General features: G+C 60.1%; 13 protein-coding genes. 12 read left to right on the forward strand and 1 reads right to left on the reverse strand.

The genetic code is table 11. From position 1 onward, the window contains the following. Positions 1 to 77: 77 nt before the first annotated feature. The 11 genes from alg8 (at position 78) to ACIOMO_RS11315 (ending at position 15,249) form a co-directional block, all read left to right on the forward strand. Positions 78 to 1,559: a mannuronan synthase gene (gene alg8, locus ACIOMO_RS11265; protein WP_401240640.1), complete on the forward strand. Its 1,482-nt coding sequence runs from the start codon at positions 78 to 80 to the stop codon at positions 1,557 to 1,559. Between the two features lie 35 nt (positions 1,560 to 1,594). Further along, complete coding sequence (locus tag ACIOMO_RS11270) at positions 1,595 to 2,764, forward strand: alginate biosynthesis protein Alg44 (RefSeq protein ID WP_053117301.1); 1,170 nt, start codon at positions 1,595 to 1,597, stop codon at positions 2,762 to 2,764. Between the two features lie 15 nt (positions 2,765 to 2,779). Next, entirely contained in the window at positions 2,780 to 4,282 is a 1,503-nt protein-coding gene (algK, locus tag ACIOMO_RS11275) for an alginate biosynthesis TPR repeat lipoprotein AlgK (RefSeq protein WP_400755614.1), read from the forward strand. Continuing rightward, a complete protein-coding gene (locus ACIOMO_RS11280) occupies positions 4,279 to 5,760 on the forward strand; it encodes an alginate export family protein (protein WP_401240644.1) in 1,482 nt (493 codons plus the stop codon). Before algK ends, ACIOMO_RS11280 begins: the two co-directional genes overlap by 4 nt. 26 nt (positions 5,761 to 5,786) lie before the next feature. Then, entirely contained in the window at positions 5,787 to 7,373 is a 1,587-nt protein-coding gene (algG, locus tag ACIOMO_RS11285) for a mannuronan 5-epimerase AlgG (RefSeq protein ID WP_401240647.1), read from the forward strand. A gap of 10 nt (positions 7,374 to 7,383) precedes the next feature. Beyond that, entirely contained in the window at positions 7,384 to 8,844 is a 1,461-nt protein-coding gene (locus ACIOMO_RS11290) for an alginate O-acetyltransferase (RefSeq protein ID WP_053117297.1), read from the forward strand. An 8-nt stretch (positions 8,845 to 8,852) separates the two neighbouring features. After that, complete coding sequence (locus ACIOMO_RS11295) at positions 8,853 to 9,977, forward strand: mannuronate-specific alginate lyase (protein WP_053117295.1); 1,125 nt, start codon at positions 8,853 to 8,855, stop codon at positions 9,975 to 9,977. Positions 9,978 to 10,168: 191 nt separating this feature from the next. After that, positions 10,169 to 11,734, forward strand: coding sequence for an MBOAT family protein (locus ACIOMO_RS11300; RefSeq protein WP_053117293.1), 1,566 nt, complete (start codon positions 10,169 to 10,171; stop codon positions 11,732 to 11,734). A 10-nt stretch (positions 11,735 to 11,744) separates the two neighbouring features. Continuing rightward, positions 11,745 to 12,920 carry an alginate O-acetyltransferase gene (locus ACIOMO_RS11305; RefSeq protein ID WP_401240651.1) on the forward strand — a complete coding sequence of 392 codons (1,176 nt, stop codon included), beginning with the start codon at positions 11,745 to 11,747 and terminating at the stop codon, positions 12,918 to 12,920. 14 nt (positions 12,921 to 12,934) lie between these two features. Further along, the gene (locus tag ACIOMO_RS11310; RefSeq protein ID WP_105705573.1) at positions 12,935 to 13,591 is read left to right on the forward strand and encodes an alginate O-acetyltransferase AlgF; all 657 of its coding nucleotides are present in this window, start codon (positions 12,935 to 12,937) and stop codon (positions 13,589 to 13,591) included. A gap of 206 nt (positions 13,592 to 13,797) precedes the next feature. Further along, positions 13,798 to 15,249 carry a mannose-1-phosphate guanylyltransferase/mannose-6-phosphate isomerase gene (locus ACIOMO_RS11315; RefSeq protein ID WP_159812211.1) on the forward strand — a complete coding sequence of 484 codons (1,452 nt, stop codon included), beginning with the start codon at positions 13,798 to 13,800 and terminating at the stop codon, positions 15,247 to 15,249. A 92-nt stretch (positions 15,250 to 15,341) separates the two neighbouring features. Here the strand turns inward: ACIOMO_RS11315 and ACIOMO_RS11320 are convergent, their stop codons facing one another. After that, on the reverse strand, positions 15,342 to 17,816 hold the full coding sequence (locus ACIOMO_RS11320) for an RHS repeat domain-containing protein (RefSeq protein ID WP_401240654.1): 2,475 nt from the start codon (positions 17,814 to 17,816) through the stop codon (positions 15,342 to 15,344). 170 nt (positions 17,817 to 17,986) lie between these two features. Between ACIOMO_RS11320 and ACIOMO_RS11325 the strand changes: the two genes are divergently transcribed. Continuing rightward, positions 17,987 to 18,451, forward strand: coding sequence for a hypothetical protein (locus ACIOMO_RS11325; RefSeq protein WP_053117285.1), 465 nt, complete (start codon positions 17,987 to 17,989; stop codon positions 18,449 to 18,451). Positions 18,452 to 18,481: the final 30 nt, after the last annotated feature.

An 18,481-nucleotide genomic window follows, 5' to 3' on the forward strand; every position in this document is an offset into this window, starting at 1 on the left:
CTACATGTCCTTGCAAGTTTTTGTAAGCCTGCCTTAACCCCATCGGGCCCGGCCCGAGATAGAGACGGATGCAGATTATGCACAGGCTAAAACACGGCCTACTTCAGGCCGCCGGTTGGCTGTTTTACCTAAGTTTGCTGATGGGCCTGGCCTTGATGCTGCCCACGTCCACGTTCGACTCCGAGTCGAAGGACTTCATTTTCCTGATTGGCGCCGTGGGTATCTGGCGCTATTCGATGGGTGCAACGCACTTTGTGCGCGGCATGATTTTCCTCTACATCGTTTACCCGCACCTGCGCCGCAAAGTGCGCAAGCTGGGTAAAGCGGCGGATCCGTCGCATGTGTTTCTGATGGTCACCAGTTTCCGTATCGACGCGCTAACCACAGCGCAGGTCTACAGCTCGGTGATCCGCGAAGCCATCGACTGCGAACTGCCGACCACGGTGGTTTGCTCAATCGTGGAAATGTCCGATGAGCTGCTGGTCAAGGCGCTGTGGGCGCGGATGAATCCGCCAGAGCGTGTGAAGCTCGACTTCGTGCGCATTCCCGGCACCGGCAAACGTGATGGCCTGGCCTACGGTTTCCGCGCGATCTCCCGTCACCTGCCGGACGACCGTGCCGTGGTCGCCGTGATCGATGGCGACACCGTGCTCGGCGAAGGCACCGTGCGCAAGACCGTGCCGTGGTTCCAGCTGTTCGGCAACGTCGGCGGCCTGACCACCAACGAATTCTGCGAAGTGCGCGGCGGCTACATCATGAGCGAATGGCACAAGCTGCGTTTCGCCCAGCGCCACATCAACATGTGCTCGATGGCCCTGTCCAAACGCGTGCTGACCATGACCGGGCGTATGTCGGTATTCAAAGCGTCTGTGGTGACCAATCCGGAATTCATCGCCGACGTTGAAAGCGACTCGCTGCAACACTGGCGTCTGGGCCGTTTCAAGTTTTTGACCGGCGACGACAAGTCGAGCTGGTTCAGCCTGATGCGCCTTGGCTACGACACCTTCTACGTGCCTGACGCGGCGATCAACACCGTTGAACACCCGCCGGAAAAGAGCTTCATCAAGGCCAGCCGCAAACTGATGTTCCGCTGGTTCGGCTACAAGCTGGGCCAGAACTCGCGAGCACTGGGCCTGGGTGTGAAACGCCTCGGCGCCTTCACCTCGGTGGTGCTGTTCGACCAGCGCGTATCGATGTGGACGTCATTGCTCGGCCTGACCGTGGCGATCATCGCCAGCTTCAAATACGGCACCGCGTTCATCCTCGTTTACCTGCTGTGGATCGGCATCACCCGCCTGATTCTGACCCTGCTGCTGTCGTGCTCAGGTCACCGGATCGGCCCAGCTTATCCCGCGATTCTTTATTACAACCAGATCGTCGGCGCGCTGGTGAAGATCTACGTGTTCTTCCGCCTCGACCAACAATCCTGGACACGCCAACCCACATCCCTGACCCGTGATCTCGCCAGCTTTCAACGTTGGTTCAACACCTGGTCGTCTCGGACCATGACCTTCTCCGCCGGCAGCATTTTTGTCGCCGTGCTGCTGATGATGGTCTGACCCGCCCCTATTGAATTAACAAGGAAATCGCCCCTATGAATACCGCCGTCAACGCCAACGTAGTGCATGAATCCGAAGCCCAGCGCCAACACGCCCGCGTGAAAATCCCGGCCAAACTGCGCTTTTTCGGCCCCGACCGGACACCGGTTGAAGCGCGGGTCATCGACCTGTCGGCCGGTGGTCTGGCGTTCAACGCCGGGCAGTTGCCGCTCAAGGCTGGCGACGTGCACAAGGCGCGTCTGCAATTCGTCATCGACAACCTCGGACTGGCGATGGACGTGGAACTGCAGATCCGTTCTTACGACCGCCAGACCGGCCGCGTCGGTTGCCAGTTTCAGAACCTCGAGCCGCAGGACATTTCCACCCTGCGCCACTTGATCACTTCGCACCTGGCCGGCGACATCGTCAGCATGGGTGAAGTGCTGGCAACGCTGCAGCGCGACAACTTCACCAAGGCGCGCAAAGTGAAGGACGGCGGCTCCGGCATGACCCCGTTCGGTCGACTGAAAGCAGTGACCTTCAGCGCCGGTGTGTTTGTCGTCGGCCTGGTCGCGGCGGGCTTCATTTTCAAATCGGTGTACGGCATGTACTTCGTCAGCCACGCGCAGGCCGGTCTGGTCAGCGTACCGGGGATGAACATCACCATGCCGCGCGACGGCACCGTGCAGAGCCTGATCAAGTCCGACGGCGTTGCCGCCAAAGGCGCGCCACTGGCGACCTTCAGCACCAGCATGCTCGACGTGCTCAAGGGCCATCTGGAAGAAGATCAACTGTCCCCGGCCAAGGTTGAAGAACTGTTCGGCAAACAAATGACCGGCACCCTGACTTCGCCCTGCGATTGCACCGTGGCCCAGCAACTGGTGGCTGACGGTCAATACGCGAGCAAGGGCGACGTGATCTTCCAACTGGTGCCGCGCAACACTCAGGCCACCGTTGATGCGCGCTTCTCCTATCGCCAGTTCGGCGACGTGCGTCCGGGCACTCCGGTGAGCTTCCAGATCGCCGGCGAAGACAAGACCCGCACCGGCAAGATCGTCAGCAGCACCAGCCTGAAAAGCGCCGACCTGTCCTCTGACATCCGCGTACAGATCCAGCCAGACGAGCCGCTCGACAGCAACCTCGCCGGCCGCCCTGTGGAAGTCAACAGCGACCGTGGCCCGAACCTGAACTGGCTGATCGACAAAGCCATGGCTGCCGGTCTTTAAGTCGAGGACATGCCTGTGACTACTCCTATCTTGAACACACCGCCGACCCTGTGGGAGCGAGCCTGCTCGCGAAAGGGTCCGCACGGTTTGTCTGATGTACCGAGTCGACTGCTTCGCGAGCAGGCTCGCTCCCACATGGGATTGATGGTGTGCTCGCTGGCATTGGCAGTTTCTCTGGCCGGTTGCGCCGGCCTGCCCGATCAGCGTCTGGCCAACGAAGCGCTGAAGCGTGGCGACACTGCCACCGCTGCGCAGAATTATCAGCAACTGGCCGATCTGGGTTACAGCGAGGCGCAAGTCGGCCTCGCCGATATCCAGGTCGACAGCCGCGACCCTGAGCAAATGAAACAGGCCGAAGCGACTTACCGCGCCGCCGCCAGTGTTTCGCCGCGTGCTCAGGCGCGTCTGGGCCGCTTGCTGGTGGCCAAACCGGGTTCCACCGAAGCCGAGCACCACGAAGCCGAAACCCTGCTGAAAAAAGCCGCCGCCAATGGCGAAGGCAACACGTTGATCCCGCTGGCGATGCTCTACCTGCAATACCCGCACAGCTTCCCGAACATCAACGCGCAGCAGCAGATCGATCAATGGCGCAAATCCGGTTACCCGGAAGCGGGCCTGGCCCAAGTGCTGCTGTATCGCACCCAAGGCACCTACGACCAGCACCTGGATGACGTGGAAAAAATCTGCAAAGCCGCGCTCAACACCACCGACATCTGCTACGTCGAACTGGCCACGGTCTATCAGAAACGTGCCCAGCCAGAACAGCAAGCCGAGCTGATCAAGCAGATGCAGGCCGGTTACAGCCGTGGCACCGTCACCGCCCAGCGCGTCGATTCGGTGGCCCGTGTATTGGCCGATTCGACCCTCGGCAAGCCCGACGAAAAAACCGCGCAGTCCCTGCTTGAGCCGATCGCTCCTGGCTACCCGGCGTCGTGGGTGACCCTCGCGCAACTGCTGTACGACTACCCGGAACTGGGCGACGTCGACCAGATGATGAAGTACCTCGACAACGGCCGCGCCGCCGACCAGCCGCGCGCCGAGCTGTTGCTGGGCAAGCTCTACTACGAAGGCAAAATGGTCCCGGCCGACGCCAAAGTCGCCGAAGAACATTTCCAGAAAGCCGTTGGCCGTGAAGTCGCCGCCGACTACTACCTCGGCCAGATCTATCGCCGTGGCTACCTCGGCAAGGTCTATCCGCAGAAGGCGCTCGACCACTTGCTGACCGCTGCGCGCAACGGCCAAAACAGCGCCGACTTCGCCATCGCGCAACTGTTCTCCCAAGGCAAGGGCACCAAGCCCGATCCGCTCAACGCCTACGTCTTCAGCCAACTGGCCAAGGCGCAAAACACCCCGCAAGCCGATGAGCTGGCGACCACCCTCGCCGCGCAATTGCCGCCCGAGCGTCTGGCCGAAGCCCAACGTCTGCTGCAACAGGAGCAAGCCAGCCGTGGCGCTCTGAACCAGAACACGCTGCAACTGCACGCCCTGCAAGAAGAAGACGGCGAGGAAAAATTATGAAGTTGAATCCATTCGTGAAGGCCGGCATTGGCCTCACTTTCGCGCTGATCTGGTCTTGCCCGACACTGGCCGCGATGACTGAAACCAAGAACTTCGGCCTCGAAGTGAAAGTCACCGGCCAGTCCGAAGACGATCGCGACCTCGGCACCGCCAGCGGCGGCGACGTCAACGGCGTCGGCCTCGACCTGCGTCCGTGGATCTACGGCGAAAGCGGCGCGTGGAGCGCCTACGCCATGGGCCAGGCCGTGACCTCGACCGACATCATCGAAACCGACACCCTGCAACAATCCGACGGTGAACAAGCCACCGACAACGGTGATCGCAAAACCAAGAAAAACTACCTGGCGATGCGCGAGTTCTGGGTTGGCTACAGCGGCCTCACGCCGTACCCGGGCGAGATGCTCAAGTTCGGTCGCCAGCGCCTGCGCAATGACGACGGCCAATGGCGCGACACCAACATCGAAGCGCTGAACTGGACCTTAGACACCACCCTGTTGCGCGCCAACGCCGGTGTCGCCGAACGCTTCAGCGAATACCGCACCGACTTGAAAGAGCTGGCGCCGAAAGACAAAGATCGCCTGCACGCCTACGCCGATGCCGCTTACCAGTGGACGCCGGGCCAGTGGGTCGGCATTCGTGGTCACCATACCCACGACGACGGCAAACTCGATTACGCCGAGCCGGGTGTCCCGCGTGATTCGCTGGATAAAACCGAGAACGGCGACATCAGCTGGATCGGCCTGACCGCCGACAGCGACGCCTACAACTGGCGCAACACCAACACCGTCAACTACTGGGGCAGCATCACCGGCATGAGCGGCGACCGCGACACGGTCAACGCGCTGAATGCCGATGGCACCCGCCCGGCACAAGCCAAGCGCAGCGATGACGTCAACGGTTGGGCCACCGACATCGGTGTGCGTCTGCGCCTTGATCCGCAATGGCAAGTCGGCGGTGCGTATGCCCGCGCCAGCGCCGATTACGAGCAGAATGGTCTGGAGAGCAACCGCTCCAACTACACCGGTACGCGCTCGCGGGTTCACCGTTTCGGCGAAGCCTTCCGTGGCGAAATGAACAACATGCAAACCGCGACGCTGTTCGGTTCGTGGATGGTCAACGACGAGTACGACGCCAGCCTGATCTACCACAAATTCTGGCGTGTCGACGGCAACAAGCCGGTCGGCAGCAACGGCATCAACGCTGTGGAAAACAACACCGACGACGCCACCGGCGCGATCCTTTCCAGCACCTCGCTGCCGCTTGAAGACGGCAACAAGGATCTCGGTCAGGAGATGGATCTGGTCGTCACCAAGTACTTCAAGCAAGGCCTGCTGCCGGCGGCGTTGAGCCAGTCGATCGACGAGCCTTCGGCCCTCGTGCGTTTCCGTGGCGGTGTGTTCAAACCGGGCGATGCCTACGGCAAGCAGGTTGATTCGTACATGCACCGCGCGTTCATCGACGTGATCTGGCGCTTCTGATGCAAACCGCCAAGGGAGTGCCCGACATGATCAGCACCAGGATAGGCTCACTCAGCCTGCTGGCCGGCGCGATGCTGCTGGCCAGCGCCGGCGCCTTCGCCAATGTGGAGCCGACGGCGCCGCAACCGGCCAAGCCGGCCACCGTGGCCAAAGAACTGCAACAGGCCAAGACCTACACCGTCAGCAGCGCGCCGACCGACGCGCTGAATCTGGCCGCGCCAAAACTGCCTGACCTCTCCGGCTTCACCGCCGAAGCCGCTGCGGCGAAAATCGTCCGCAGCAAACCGGGCAAGATCAGCGTGCGCCGGATGATGCAGGAAGACGCGCTGAAGGACTTCATCGGCGGCGACAACAAGATGGCCGAATGGGTGGTGCGTCAGCACGGCATCCCGCAGGCGATCTTCGTCGACGACGGCTACATGAACCTCAAGGATCTGGCGCAGAAACTGCCCAAGCAGTATTTCAGCGAAACCTCGCCGGGCGTGTACCTGTCGAAGCTGCCGATCGTGGTTGGCCGTAAAGGCATCCTCGAAATCGATGGCCAGACCCAGGAATTGCGCCTGTCGCAAGAGGCCGGTTCGTTCCTGGTCAACGACGGTCAGCTGTTCGTGCGCGACACCAAAATCACTGGCTGGCGCGAGAAGGAAAACGGCCCGGCGACCTTCCGTTCGCCGAAAGAATTCCGTCCGTTCCTGCTCGCCTGGGGCGGCACCGAGACCTACATCGTCAACAGCAAAATGGCCAGCTTCGGCTACGCCAACAGTAAGTCGTACGGCGTGAGTATTTCCCAGTACACGCCGAACATGGCCAAGGTGCTCAAGCGTCCCGAACCGACTGGCTGGATCGTCGGTTCCGAGTTCTCGGACATGTGGTACGGCTTCTACTGCTACGAGACCCGCGACTTCGTGGTCAAGGGCAACACCTACAAAGACAACATCGTTTACGGCATCGACCCGCACGACCGTTCCCACGGCCTGATCATTGCCGAGAACACTGTGCACGGCACGAAGAAGAAGCACGGGATCATTATTTCCCGTGAGGTCAACGACAGCTTCATCTTCAACAACAAGAGCTTCGACAACCACCTCTCGGGCCTGGTGATCGACCGTAACAGCGTCAACAACATCATTGCCTACAACGAGATCTACAAGAACCACACCGACGGCATCACGCTCTACGAGTCCGCCGACAATCTGCTGTGGGGCAACAAGGTCATCAGCAACAAACGCCACGGCATCCGTATTCGTAACAGCGTGAACATCCGCCTCTACGAAAACGTCGCCATGGCCAACGGCCTGACCGGCGTTTACGGCCACATCAAGGATCTGAGCGACACCGACCGTGACATCAAGCTCGACCCGTTCGATGCGCAGGTGTCGCTGATCGTCGTCGGCGGTGAGCTGGCGGCCAACGGCAGCGGCCCGCTGTCGATCGATTCGCCTTTGAGTGTCGAGCTGTATCGCGTGTCGATGCTGGCGCCGACCAAATCCAGCGGCATCAGCTTCAACGGCATCCTCGGCGAGCGCCAGGATGAAATTCTCGACCTGCTTGTGAGCCAGCAGATAGCCGTGCTGATCGACCCTGTCGAACGCCAGACCGAAATGCAGGACTGAGGATAATTTTATGCACCCACACTTGATCAAATTACTCAGCCTGTCGGCCCTGACCGTGGGCATTCTCGCGGCCAGCAACGGCGCCCGCGCCGATGAAGGCGCCGCCGCTACGCCGCCGAAGTTCAGCGCCGAACCGTGCTGCAACCTGTGCCCGGCGGCGCATGACGCGAAGAACTACACCACGCGTTATCAGCAGAACTTCACCACGCTGGTGCAGGCGCAAGGCGACTGGCTGTTCCGCACTCAGGAAGATTTGCGCACCGAGTTCAACACCACCCCGGCCGGCTACAAACGCCTGCAACAGCTGCACGATGCGTTCAAGGCCAAAGGCGTCGAGCTGGTGATTGTTTACCAGCCAACCCGTGGCCTGGTGAACCGCAACAAGCTCAACCCGCAGGAAAAAGCAGCGTTCGATTACGAGAAAGCGCTGGGCAACTACAAGACCATGCTCGGCCGTTTCGCCAAGATGGGTTACGTCGTGCCGGATCTGTCGCCGCTGACCAACGAATCGCTGCCCGACACCCTGCCCGCCCACGATTTCTACTTCCGCGGCGACCAACACTGGACGCCATACGGTGCACAGCGCACGGCGAAAATCGTCGCCGAGAAGGTCAAGCAAATCCCGGCCTTCGCCGACGTGCCCAAGCGTGAATTCGAAACCAAACGCTCCGGGCGCATGGGCAAGACCGGCACCCTGCACAACATGGCCGGGCAACTGTGCGGCACCAGTTACGCGATCCAGTACATGGACCAGTTCACCACCGAGCCTAAGGGCGAGGCTGGCGACGGCGACCTGTTCGGTGATTCCGGCAACCCGCAAATCACCCTCGTCGGTACGTCGCACAGCGGCAAGAACTACAACTTCGCCGGTTTCCTCGAAGAAGCCATCGGCGCCGACATTCTCAACGTCGCCTTCCCTGGCGGCGGTCTGGAAGGTTCGATGTTGCAGTACCTCGGCAGCGACGAATTCCAGAAGACCCCGCCGAAAATTCTCATCTGGGAGTTCTCGCCGCTGTATCGCCTCGATCAGGAGACCATCTATCGCCAGATGATGTCCCTGCTCGACAACGGCTGCGAAGGCAAAGACGCACAGATGTCCGCGAGCACCACGCTCAAGCCGGGCGGCAAACAAGAACTGCTGGTCAACAGCAAGAACCTGAACCTGCAAAACAGCAGCCATCAGGTCGACATCCGCTTCGCCGACCCTTCGGTGAAAACCCTCCAAGCCACCCTCTGGTACATGAACGGTCGCCACGAGGACATCAAGATCGAGAAACCGGAAACCTCCGACACCGACGGTCGTTTCGCCTTTGAGTTGCGCACGGACGAAGACTGGGCCACGCAGAACCTGCTGGCGGTCGAAGTTCAGGGCCCGGAAGCGGGCACCGCTCCACAAAAAGTCGAAGCGAAAATCTGCAAACGCAACGTATTCCCGGGCGCTGGGCAACAAACCGCTCAGGTCGGGCAATGAGGTCTGCTATGCGAAATCCGAAACTCAAAAATCTGTTGGCACCGACGCTGCTGAGCCTGGCGATGTTCGCCGGGGCGACACAGGCCGCCGCGCCACTGCGTCCACCGCAGGGCTATTTCGCGCCTGTGGATAAATTCAAGACCGGCGACAACAGCGAAGGCTGCGACGCCATGCCGACGCCGTACACCGGGCCGCTGCAATTTCGCAGCAAATACGAAGGCTCGGACAAGGCCCGTTCAACGCTGAACGTGCAGTCGGAAAAAGCTTTCCGCGACACCACCAAAGACATCACCACGCTGGAACGCGGCACCGCCAAACGGGTGATGCAGTTCATGCGCGACGGTCGTCCGGAACAGCTCGACTGCACGCTGAACTGGCTGACCGCGTGGGCCAAGGCCGACGCGTTGATGTCGAAAGACTTCAACCACACCGGCAAGTCGATGCGCAAATGGGCGTTGGGCAGCATGGCCTCTTCGTACATTCGCCTGAAGTTCTCCGACTCGCATCCGCTGGCGCAGCATCAGCAGGAAGCGCAGGTGATCGAGGCGTGGTTCAGCAAAATGGCCGACCAGGTGGTCAGCGACTGGGACAACCTGCCGCTGGAAAAAACCAACAATCACTCGTACTGGGCCGCATGGTCGGTGATGGCGACCTCGGTCGCGACCAACCGCCGCGACCTGTTTGACTGGGCGGTGAAGGAATACAAGGTCGGCGCCAATCAGGTCGATGCCGACGGTTACCTGCCGAACGAACTCAAGCGCCAGCAACGCGCCCTCGCCTATCACAACTACGCCCTGCCGCCGCTGGCGATGATCGCCAGTTTCGCTCAGGTCAACGGGGTCGATTTGCGTCAGGAAAACAACGGTGCGCTGAAGCGTCTGGGTGATCGGGTGTTGTCGGGGGTGAAAGACCCGGATGAATTCGAGAAGAAGAACGGCAAAGAGCAGGACATGACCGACCTGAAAGAGGACATGAAATTCGCCTGGCTCGAACCGTTCTGCACGCTCTACACCTGTGCGCCGGATGTCATCGAGAAGAAGCGCGGCATGCAGCCGTTCAAGACCTTCCGCCTCGGCGGCGACCTGACCAAGGTGTACGACCCGTCCCATGAAAAGGGCAACAAAGGCTCGTAAGACCACAACCCTGTAGGAGCTGCCGCAGGCTGCGATCTTTTGATCTGGCCTTTAAAGATCAAGATCAAAAGATCGCAGCCTTCGGCAGCTCCTACAGGGGGCATCGAATTTGAGTTGGCCCGCCGGTTTTTCGTGGGGGGTTTGGGGGGGCTTTGGCCCTTGACTGTTGGTTCAAACATGGAGAGATCGGGATGGTATTTTCATCCAACGTGTTCCTGTTTCTGTTCTTGCCGATCTTTCTCGGCTTGTACTACTTGAGCGGGCAACGCTATCGCAATTTGCTGCTGCTGATCGCCAGCTACGTGTTCTATGCCTGGTGGCGTGTGGACTTCCTCGCGCTGTTCGCCGCCGTCACATTGTGGAACTACTGGATCGGCCTCAAAGTCGGTGCCGCCGGTGTCAGAACCAAACCGGCGCAGCGCTGGTTGTTGCTCGGTGTCGCAGTCGATTTGTGCATCCTCGGCTACTTCAAGTACGCCAACTTCGGCGTCGACAGCATCAACGCGATGATGACGTCGGTCGGTCTGTCGCCGTTCATCCTCACCCACGTACTGCTGCCGATCGGTATCTCGTTCTACATTTTCGAGTCGATCAGCTACATCATCGACGTGTATCGCGGCGACACCCCGGCCACGCGCAACCTGATCGACTTCGCCGCCTTCGTAGCGATCTTCCCGCACTTGATTGCCGGCCCGGTGCTGCGGTTCCGCGACCTCGCCGACCAGTTCAACAACCGCACGCACACCCTCGATAAATTCTCCGAGGGCTGCACGCGGTTCATGCAGGGTTTCATCAAGAAAGTCTTCATCGCCGACACCCTCGCGGTGGTCGCCGACCATTGTTTCGCCCTGCAAAACCCGACCACCGGCGATGCCTGGCTCGGCGCACTGGCCTACACCGCGCAGCTGTATTTCGACTTCTCCGGTTACAGCGACATGGCGATTGGTCTGGGCTTGATGATGGGTTTCCGCTTCATGGAAAACTTCAAACAGCCGTACATCAGCCAGTCGATTACCGAGTTCTGGCGTCGCTGGCACATCAGCCTGTCGACCTGGCTGCGTGACTACCTGTACATCACCCTCGGCGGTAACCGTAAAGGCACGCTGATGACCTATCGCAACCTGTTCCTGACCATGCTCCTCGGTGGTCTGTGGCACGGCGCGAACATCACCTACATCGTCTGGGGCGCCTGGCACGGCATGTGGCTGGCGATTGAAAAAGCGCTGGGCCTGAACACCTCGCCACGCAGCCTCAATCCGATCCGCTGGGCGCTGACTTTCCTGCTCGTGGTGATGGGCTGGGTGATCTTCCGCGCCGAGAACCTGCATGTCGCCGGCCGTATGTACGGCGCAATGTTCAGCTTTGGCGACTGGTCGTTGTCCGAACTCAATCAGGCCAGCCTCACCGGTCTGCAAGTGGCAACTTTGGTTGTGGCGTACGTGACGCTGGCCTTCTTCGGCCTGCGCGATCTGTACACCAACCAGCCGCCGGCCAAGAGCAAACCTGAAGTCAACGTCGAGGCCAACGGCCCAGCGACGGCGACTCCGGGAATGATCAAAGCCGCACCCGGCGAAAACCCGGCGAGCATCCATGAGCCTGGCTACACCGTCGGCGTCGAAGCCCAGGTGCAACCGGCCTACTGGAGCGCGGACTGGTCGCGCTATGTGATGCGCGGCCTGATCCTGCTGCTGTTCATCGCCTCGATTCTCAAACTCTCGGCGCAAAGCTTCTCGCCGTTCCTTTACTTCCAGTTCTGAGGGATCTGACATGACCCGCTCATTACGCATCTTCTACATCGCCCTGTTCCTGGTGACCCTGTTGGTCTTGGGTCTGTGGTCGGTTCGCAGCTTCTTCGGCTTCAGCACCAATGCCGATGCGACAGTGCTCAACGGTCGCTGGACCAAGGCTGTGGAAACCCACTACGACGATGAATTCCCGATCAAGCGTCTGGGCACCAACCTCTGGGCCGCGCTGGATTTCAAACTGTTCAACGAAGGTCGTCCGGGCGTGGTGCTCGGTCGCTATCAGTGGTTGTACAGCTATGAAGAATTCAACCCGATCGTCAACGAAGAGCTGAACCTGCAAGGCAACTACGCGCTGGTCGAAGGCGTGCGCCAGACCCTCAAAGAGAAAGGCGTGAAACTGGTGATGGCGATCGTGCCGGCCAAGGTTCGTCTCTACCCGGAGCATCTGGGTGAAGTGAAACCGGCGAGCATCCACGAAAATCTCTATCAGGATTTCCATGCTCGTGTAGCCGCCGACAAGATCCTCGCCCCTGACTTGCTCAAGCCGTTCCAACAGGCCAAGCAAAGCGGTCAGCAAGTGTTCCTGCGCACCGATACGCACTGGACGCCTGAGGGCGCCGAGGTTGCAGCAAACACTTTGGCGAAAACCATCGCCGACAAGTTCCCGCTCAGCGGCGAGCCGCAGCGCTTCGTCACTACGCCAGCGGAAAAGGTCACGCACAAGGGCGATCTGCGCTTGTTCCTGCCGCTCGATCCGCTGTTTGAAAACCTGATGCCGGCGCAAGAGCCGCTGCAAAAGCGCAACACCGTCGCGGCTGGCGATCAGCCTGCCGGTGACGACGCGCTGTTCGCCAGCAATGAAGTGCCGGTGGCACTGGTCGGCACCAGCTACAGCGCCAACCCCAACTGGAACTTCGTCGGTGCCCTGAAACAAGCGCTGCACAGCGACGTGGTGAGCTACGCCGAAGACGGCCACGGCCCGATCCTGCCAATGCTCAGCTACCTGAAAAGCGATGACTTCAAGAACAGCCCGCCACAGGTGCTGATCTGGGAGTTTCCTGAACGATATCTGCCTGTGAACAACGAAATCGGCGACGCCGACCCGCAGTGGGTCGCAGAGCTTAAACAAGCCGGCGCGCGCCAACAAAACGTAGCAATCAACACTAAATCCGAGACGCCCGATCGGGCGCAAAACTGAAAGAGAGGTACACCATGACTTTCACTACTACTCCTCGTCGTCTCGCAAAACGCATTGCACTGGTTGCAGGTTTGAGCGTGCTGTCGGTTCAAGCTTTCGCCGGCGGTGACGCCGCGCTGTACGGCCCGACCGCACCGAAAGGCTCGTCCTTTGTGCGTGTCTACAACGCCAGCAACGCTGAAGTCAGCGCCACCGTTGGCAGCACCAACCTGAGCGACGTTGCACCACTGGCCAGCAGCGACTTCAGCTTCATGCCGGGCGGTGATTACAGCGCCAAAGTCGGCAGCCAGACCCTGCCGGTGAAACTCGCCGGTGACCACTACTACACCCTGGTCAACAACGCTTCCGGCGCGCCGCAACTGATTGAAGAGCCGCCGTTCAAGAACAAGCAGAAATCCCTGGTGCGCGTGCAGAACCTCAGCGACAAGCCGCTGACCCTGAAGACCGCCGACGGCAAGACCGACGTGGTGCCGAACGTGGCCGCCAAGGGCCGTGGCGAACGTGAAATCAACCCGGTGAAAGTCAGCCTGGCGCTGTACGAAGGTGACAAGAAAGTCGGCGACGTGAAACCGGTCGCGCTGGAGCGTGGTGAAGCGGCGGTGCTGTACGTCACCGGCAGCGGCAGCAGCCTGTCGCCAGTCTGGGTAAAACGCCCGGTATCGACTCGCTAACAAATTTCCCGATGAGACGCTGACCCCTGTAGGAGCTGCGGCACGCTGCGATCTTTTGACTTGTTTTTGAAGATCAAGATCAACAGATCGCAGCCTTCGGCAGCTCCTACAAGGGAATGCGGCGGCCTCTCGGTACGAAACAAAAACAAGAGTGAAACGACACAGCGTTCGTGCCTCTAACCAATCGATTTTATGGAGTAAACAATATGATTCCGGTGATCTTGTCAGGTGGTAGCGGTTCACGTCTTTGGCCGCTTTCGCGTAAGCAGTTCCCTAAGCAATTCCTCGCCCTGACCGGCGAACACACGCTGTTCCAGCAGACCCTCGAACGCCTGGTGTTCGAAGGTATGGACACCCCGATCGTGGTCTGCAACAAGGATCACCGCTTCATCGTCAACGAGCAGTTGAGCAATCGCAATCTGGAATGCCAGCGCATCCTGATGGAACCGTTCGGCCGCAACACCGCGCCGGCCGTGGCGTTGACCGCGATGATGCTGGTCAATGAAGGTCGCGACGAATTGATGCTGGTGCTGCCGGCTGACCACGTCCTCGAAGACCAGAAAGCCCTGCAACGCGCCCTCGCCCTCGCCACCGTCGCCGCTGAAAACGGCGAAATGGTGCTGTTCGGCGTACCGGCGACCAAACCGGAAACCGGTTACGGCTACATCAAATCCACTGCGGATTCGCTGCTGCCCGAAGGCGTCAGCCGCGTCTCGCACTTCGTCGAAAAACCTGACGTCAAACGCGCTACCGAGTACGTGCAGTCCGGCGGTTACTACTGGAACAGCGGCATGTTCCTGTTCCGCGCCAGCCGCTTCCTCGAAGAGCTGAAAAAGCACGATCCGGACATCTACGACACCTGCCTGCTGACCCTTGAGCGCAGCGAGCAGGATGCCGACACCGTGACGCTGGACGAAGCCACCTTCGCCTGCTGCCCGGACAACTCCATCGACTACTCCGTGATGGAAAAAACCCAGCGCGCCTGCGTGGTGCCGCTGACCGCTGGCTGGAGCGATGTCGGTTGCTGGTCGTCGCTGTGGGAAGTCAACGAGAAAGACGCCAACGGCAACGTCACCAAAGGCGACGTGGTCATCCAGGACAGCAAGAACTGCATGATCCACGGCAACGGCAAACTGGTGTCGGTGATCGGTCTGGAAAACATCGTCGTGGTCGAAACCAAAGACGCCATGATGATTGCCCACAAAGACAAGGTTCAGGGCGTCAAGCAAATGGTCAACACGCTCAACGAGCAGGGCCGCAGCGAAACCCAGAACCACTGCGAGGTTTATCGTCCGTGGGGTTCGTATGACTCGGTGGACATGGGCGGGCGTTTCCAGGTCAAGCACATCTCGGTGAAACCGGGCGCATGCCTGTCGCTGCAGATGCACCACCACCGCGCCGAACACTGGATCGTGGTCAGCGGCACCGCCGAAGTGACCTGCGATGAAAACGTGTTCCTGCTCTGCGAAAACCAGTCGACCTACATCCCGATCGCCTCGGTGCATCGCCTGCGCAACCCGGGCAAGATCCCGCTGGAAATCATCGAAGTCCAGTCGGGCTCGTACCTGGGTGAAGACGACATCGAACGCTTCGAAGACATCTACGGCCGCTCCACCCCGATCGAACGCGGCGTGTCGGTGAAAACCATCGCGCAGTAACTGATCGGCAAAACAGGAAGCCCTCGTCCAGCCCGTTGCGTTCCCTATCCGCAGCGGGTTGGGCGGGGCTTTTTTATTTCCAGACAGCCACTCTATTCATGATGCGCCGCAGCAACCGTGGCGCGTTTGCCACGTTTGTTGCCCATCTTCAAAGGATCCTCGGCCATCAGCGCCATCGATATGTTCGGTGGCGTCGCCGAACCGAATCCGGCGGCGAATAACTGCATCGAGAGTGCACTCGGCGCTGCGCTGGACTGTGCGGCTGTTTCGCCAATCTGATGGTTAAAACCGGTGAAAGCGGCCATCTCCGGTAACTTGCTCAACAGTGATGAGGTGTTGCTGGCAACCGGCACACTCGTTGGCAACATGTGCTGGGGGCTGCGTTGGCGGCTCTGCATCTGTGCTTGCGCATCGTAGACTTCGAGCACGCGCCCGCCGGTTTCCAGCACACTGCCCACGGCGCCGATCAACGGATGCTTGGCGTAAGACAAGGTCTTGCCAATGACCTGTGCGCCCTGAGCAATCCTTTCTCGGGTTTCTGATGACACTTGTGGCAGACCTCGAGACGATTCCTGCATTCGCAATGCCGCACTGCCTGAGGCCTGAGTGGGCAATGAAACCAATCCATCCTGATCGCGATAGAACAGCGGATTGTTGCGCATCGCCCGGTATCGATTTGGCCCGTCGACCTCTTCGCCGGGATCGGGACTGACCCAGCGTTGCAGCCACGCGGCGTAGTAACGGAAGCCAAAATAATGCAGGCCGGTGGCATCCTGCTCCTTGCCTGAGTAGCCGAGGCTTTTGTCGCTGACATCGCCGTCCTGCCACGCCGTTGCACCGAAGGCATAAAACATTTCGCGGCTGATGATTTGCCCATCGCCATCCAGTTCAAGACCGATGGAACCGACGTGATCGGTGCAGCCATAGCGGTAGCGATCCGGTCCGCCGTCACGATGCAAAACCCGCACGTTGTTGAGTCCGATCGGCACAGTGATCACCTGTAATTGATCGCCATGCCCGCTGTGGCTGCGCAGTTCCAGCCCGGGCAAATAGCGCGTCTCAGCAATCACTGTGCGTTCATGGGTGTGCCATTCAGTGATCTTGCGCGCGCGCAAACCGGCGCCGTCATACAGGTAAGATTCTCGATCATCGAGCCCACTCTCGCGGGTAATGGGCGTGACGCGACTGAGCTGATTGCGCAGATTCCAGTGCAGTTTTCGGCCGGGCTCCAGCGCCAGCAAGTTGCCGTTGCTATCAAACGCGGCAGCGATGTCGGCTTCCGTGGGGGCCGTACCGTTGCGCCAGGACAGGCAACGATTGCTGTAGCGAGCGGCGCTGAGTTGATGACCCTGAGCTTGTCCGCCGACATGGCTCAATTGCAGGAGATTACCGCTGGCGTCGTAACGGAAGGTCTGCCGATAGTTGCCGATCGCTGCCGGATCCGCCTGGCCGCTCGCGCCGGGGCCCCGCTGAGTAACGAGCGACTCCCAGCCAGTAGCTTCGATTAACTGGTAAAGACTGTCGTAGCGAAAATGCCTGATCGGCTCGATGCGCTGGTTGGCGAAATAGCGCACGGGGAGTGCCTTGTCTTCAATGCTCAGTACATTGCCCATCGGGTCGTACTGATAAAGCCAATGCTGCAACACCACGCTAACAGTGCTCTTGGTCAGACGTTCGAGCAGTCGACCGTCCTGTGGCCGATAAAGCAACGTCGTGCTGACACCGTTGCCCGCCATTTCATATACAACCTGGCCTTCAGCGTTGTAGCGGATATCGCTGACCAACAGCTGCGCGCTGGATTGATGCTTCAACTGCAAAGCAGCGCCACGCAAACGGCCATCCACGGCCATCTCGAACGTTTGTCGATGACCCTTGGCATCAATGAGTTCGTGCAGCGTCCCCTGTGGGGTAAAGCGCCATTGCGTGGTCGCACCAGGCCCCGGTTCGAGCAATCGCAGACAATCATCCAGCAAGGGTGGCCAGTTCGGCACAACCGAATCCTGGGTGAAGTGGCGGGTGTTTTCAGTGCTTTGACCGTTGATCGCGAACTGTGTGAACAGCACGCAACCAGCGGGATCGAAGTGCTGGATCAGCTCGCCGAACTGATTGCATTGCGCATCGCCCTCCCCCGGCCGGCCGTACTCCAAGCGCTCGACACAGCGTCGGGGCTCGGCCACCGCCTCTTCGAACTTCGCCGTCGGGCGCAGACGCTGATCGTATTCATTCTCTTGCCGCGTGGCACGACTGTCCCAAGCGGACAACACTTGATTGCCCAGACCACGCAACTTGATATGCACACCGGCATCGGTGCTGTCCGAACGCAGCACTTCGCCATTCAATGCATGCACCGAAGTCAGGTTGGCCGGCGTCAACGGATCCGTTGCTTGCAGCGCCCACAGTCGCGGATCCCATTGTTTGACGGCATGCCCGGCGACGTCGAGGGCCGTACGGTGGATACGCGTTTCAGCAGGCCGGGTTTCATCGTCGCGCCAGTAATCCACGTTGCGAATTTGCAGTCCGCGTGGATCATTCACCTCAAGCATCGATGTATGACTGTGGATGCCCATGGGTTTCGACCACGTCCTTGGTGCGTGCGGTTATCACAGCAGGCAAAGTGCCGCGTGCCTACTGTCAGAAATTACAGTCCCGACCAACGGCGCAATCGACTGTTCTACGAATATCCATTGCGCCGGCCCTTCGGTAGGATGGTGCTCACGAACTCAAGGAGCGCTCCCCCATGTTCATCGGCATTTTGCTGGTCATCACCTGGCTGATCCTGTTGCTGCGCTATCCGGCCAAAGCCTTGCCGGTGTCAGTGGCAGCCGCTATCGGCCTCGGTCTGGTAGCGATGTGGGTGGTGTGGCTGGACAACCGCGAGATCAAGCAACTGGCGCGCCTCGAGTTGCGCATCAGCTACGCGCCGGAGCAATGCCCCGCCGATCGTCCGCTGCAATTGAAGATGAACAACGGCAACAGCGTGCCGCTGACCGAACTGCGCTGGCGCATCGCAGCCTACGCGCCGGGTGACACGGTCAACCTGGCCGACAACCAATACACCGCACCGCGCTACCGTGGCCCCGGCGAATTGCAGGCCGGTTCGACATGGGAAGACTGTTTGCCATTGCCGCCACTGCGTCCCGGTTATCGCCCGCAAACTCTGGAGTTCCGCGCCGAGCATTTGCAGGGTAGTTTCTCCGACTGATCCCCCTTCCCAACTTTTTTGCACAAGGAA

Source organism: Pseudomonas sp. NPDC087804 (genome assembly GCF_044742965.1).
GTDB classification, from domain to species: domain Bacteria; phylum Pseudomonadota; class Gammaproteobacteria; order Pseudomonadales; family Pseudomonadaceae; genus Aquipseudomonas; species Aquipseudomonas rustica.

Coding starts and splice junctions, on each gene's coding strand:
- ACIOMO_RS11300 (WP_053117293.1), top strand. CDS start 10,169: ATGGTATTTTCATCCAACGTGTTCCTGTTTCTGTTCTTGCCGATCTTT.
- ACIOMO_RS11305 (WP_401240651.1), top strand. CDS start 11,745: ATGACCCGCTCATTACGCATCTTCTACATCGCCCTGTTCCTGGTGACC.
- ACIOMO_RS11270 (WP_053117301.1), top strand. CDS start 1,595: ATGAATACCGCCGTCAACGCCAACGTAGTGCATGAATCCGAAGCCCAG.
- alg8 (WP_401240640.1), top strand. CDS start 78: ATGCACAGGCTAAAACACGGCCTACTTCAGGCCGCCGGTTGGCTGTTT.
- algG (WP_401240647.1), top strand. CDS start 5,787: ATGATCAGCACCAGGATAGGCTCACTCAGCCTGCTGGCCGGCGCGATG.
- ACIOMO_RS11280 (WP_401240644.1), top strand. CDS start 4,279: ATGAAGTTGAATCCATTCGTGAAGGCCGGCATTGGCCTCACTTTCGCG.
- ACIOMO_RS11310 (WP_105705573.1), top strand. CDS start 12,935: ATGACTTTCACTACTACTCCTCGTCGTCTCGCAAAACGCATTGCACTG.
- ACIOMO_RS11295 (WP_053117295.1), top strand. CDS start 8,853: ATGCGAAATCCGAAACTCAAAAATCTGTTGGCACCGACGCTGCTGAGC.
- ACIOMO_RS11315 (WP_159812211.1), top strand. CDS start 13,798: ATGATTCCGGTGATCTTGTCAGGTGGTAGCGGTTCACGTCTTTGGCCG.
- ACIOMO_RS11325 (WP_053117285.1), top strand. CDS start 17,987: ATGTTCATCGGCATTTTGCTGGTCATCACCTGGCTGATCCTGTTGCTG.
- ACIOMO_RS11320 (WP_401240654.1), bottom strand. CDS start 17,816: ATGGGCATCCACAGTCATACATCGATGCTTGAGGTGAATGATCCACGC.
- ACIOMO_RS11290 (WP_053117297.1), top strand. CDS start 7,384: ATGCACCCACACTTGATCAAATTACTCAGCCTGTCGGCCCTGACCGTG.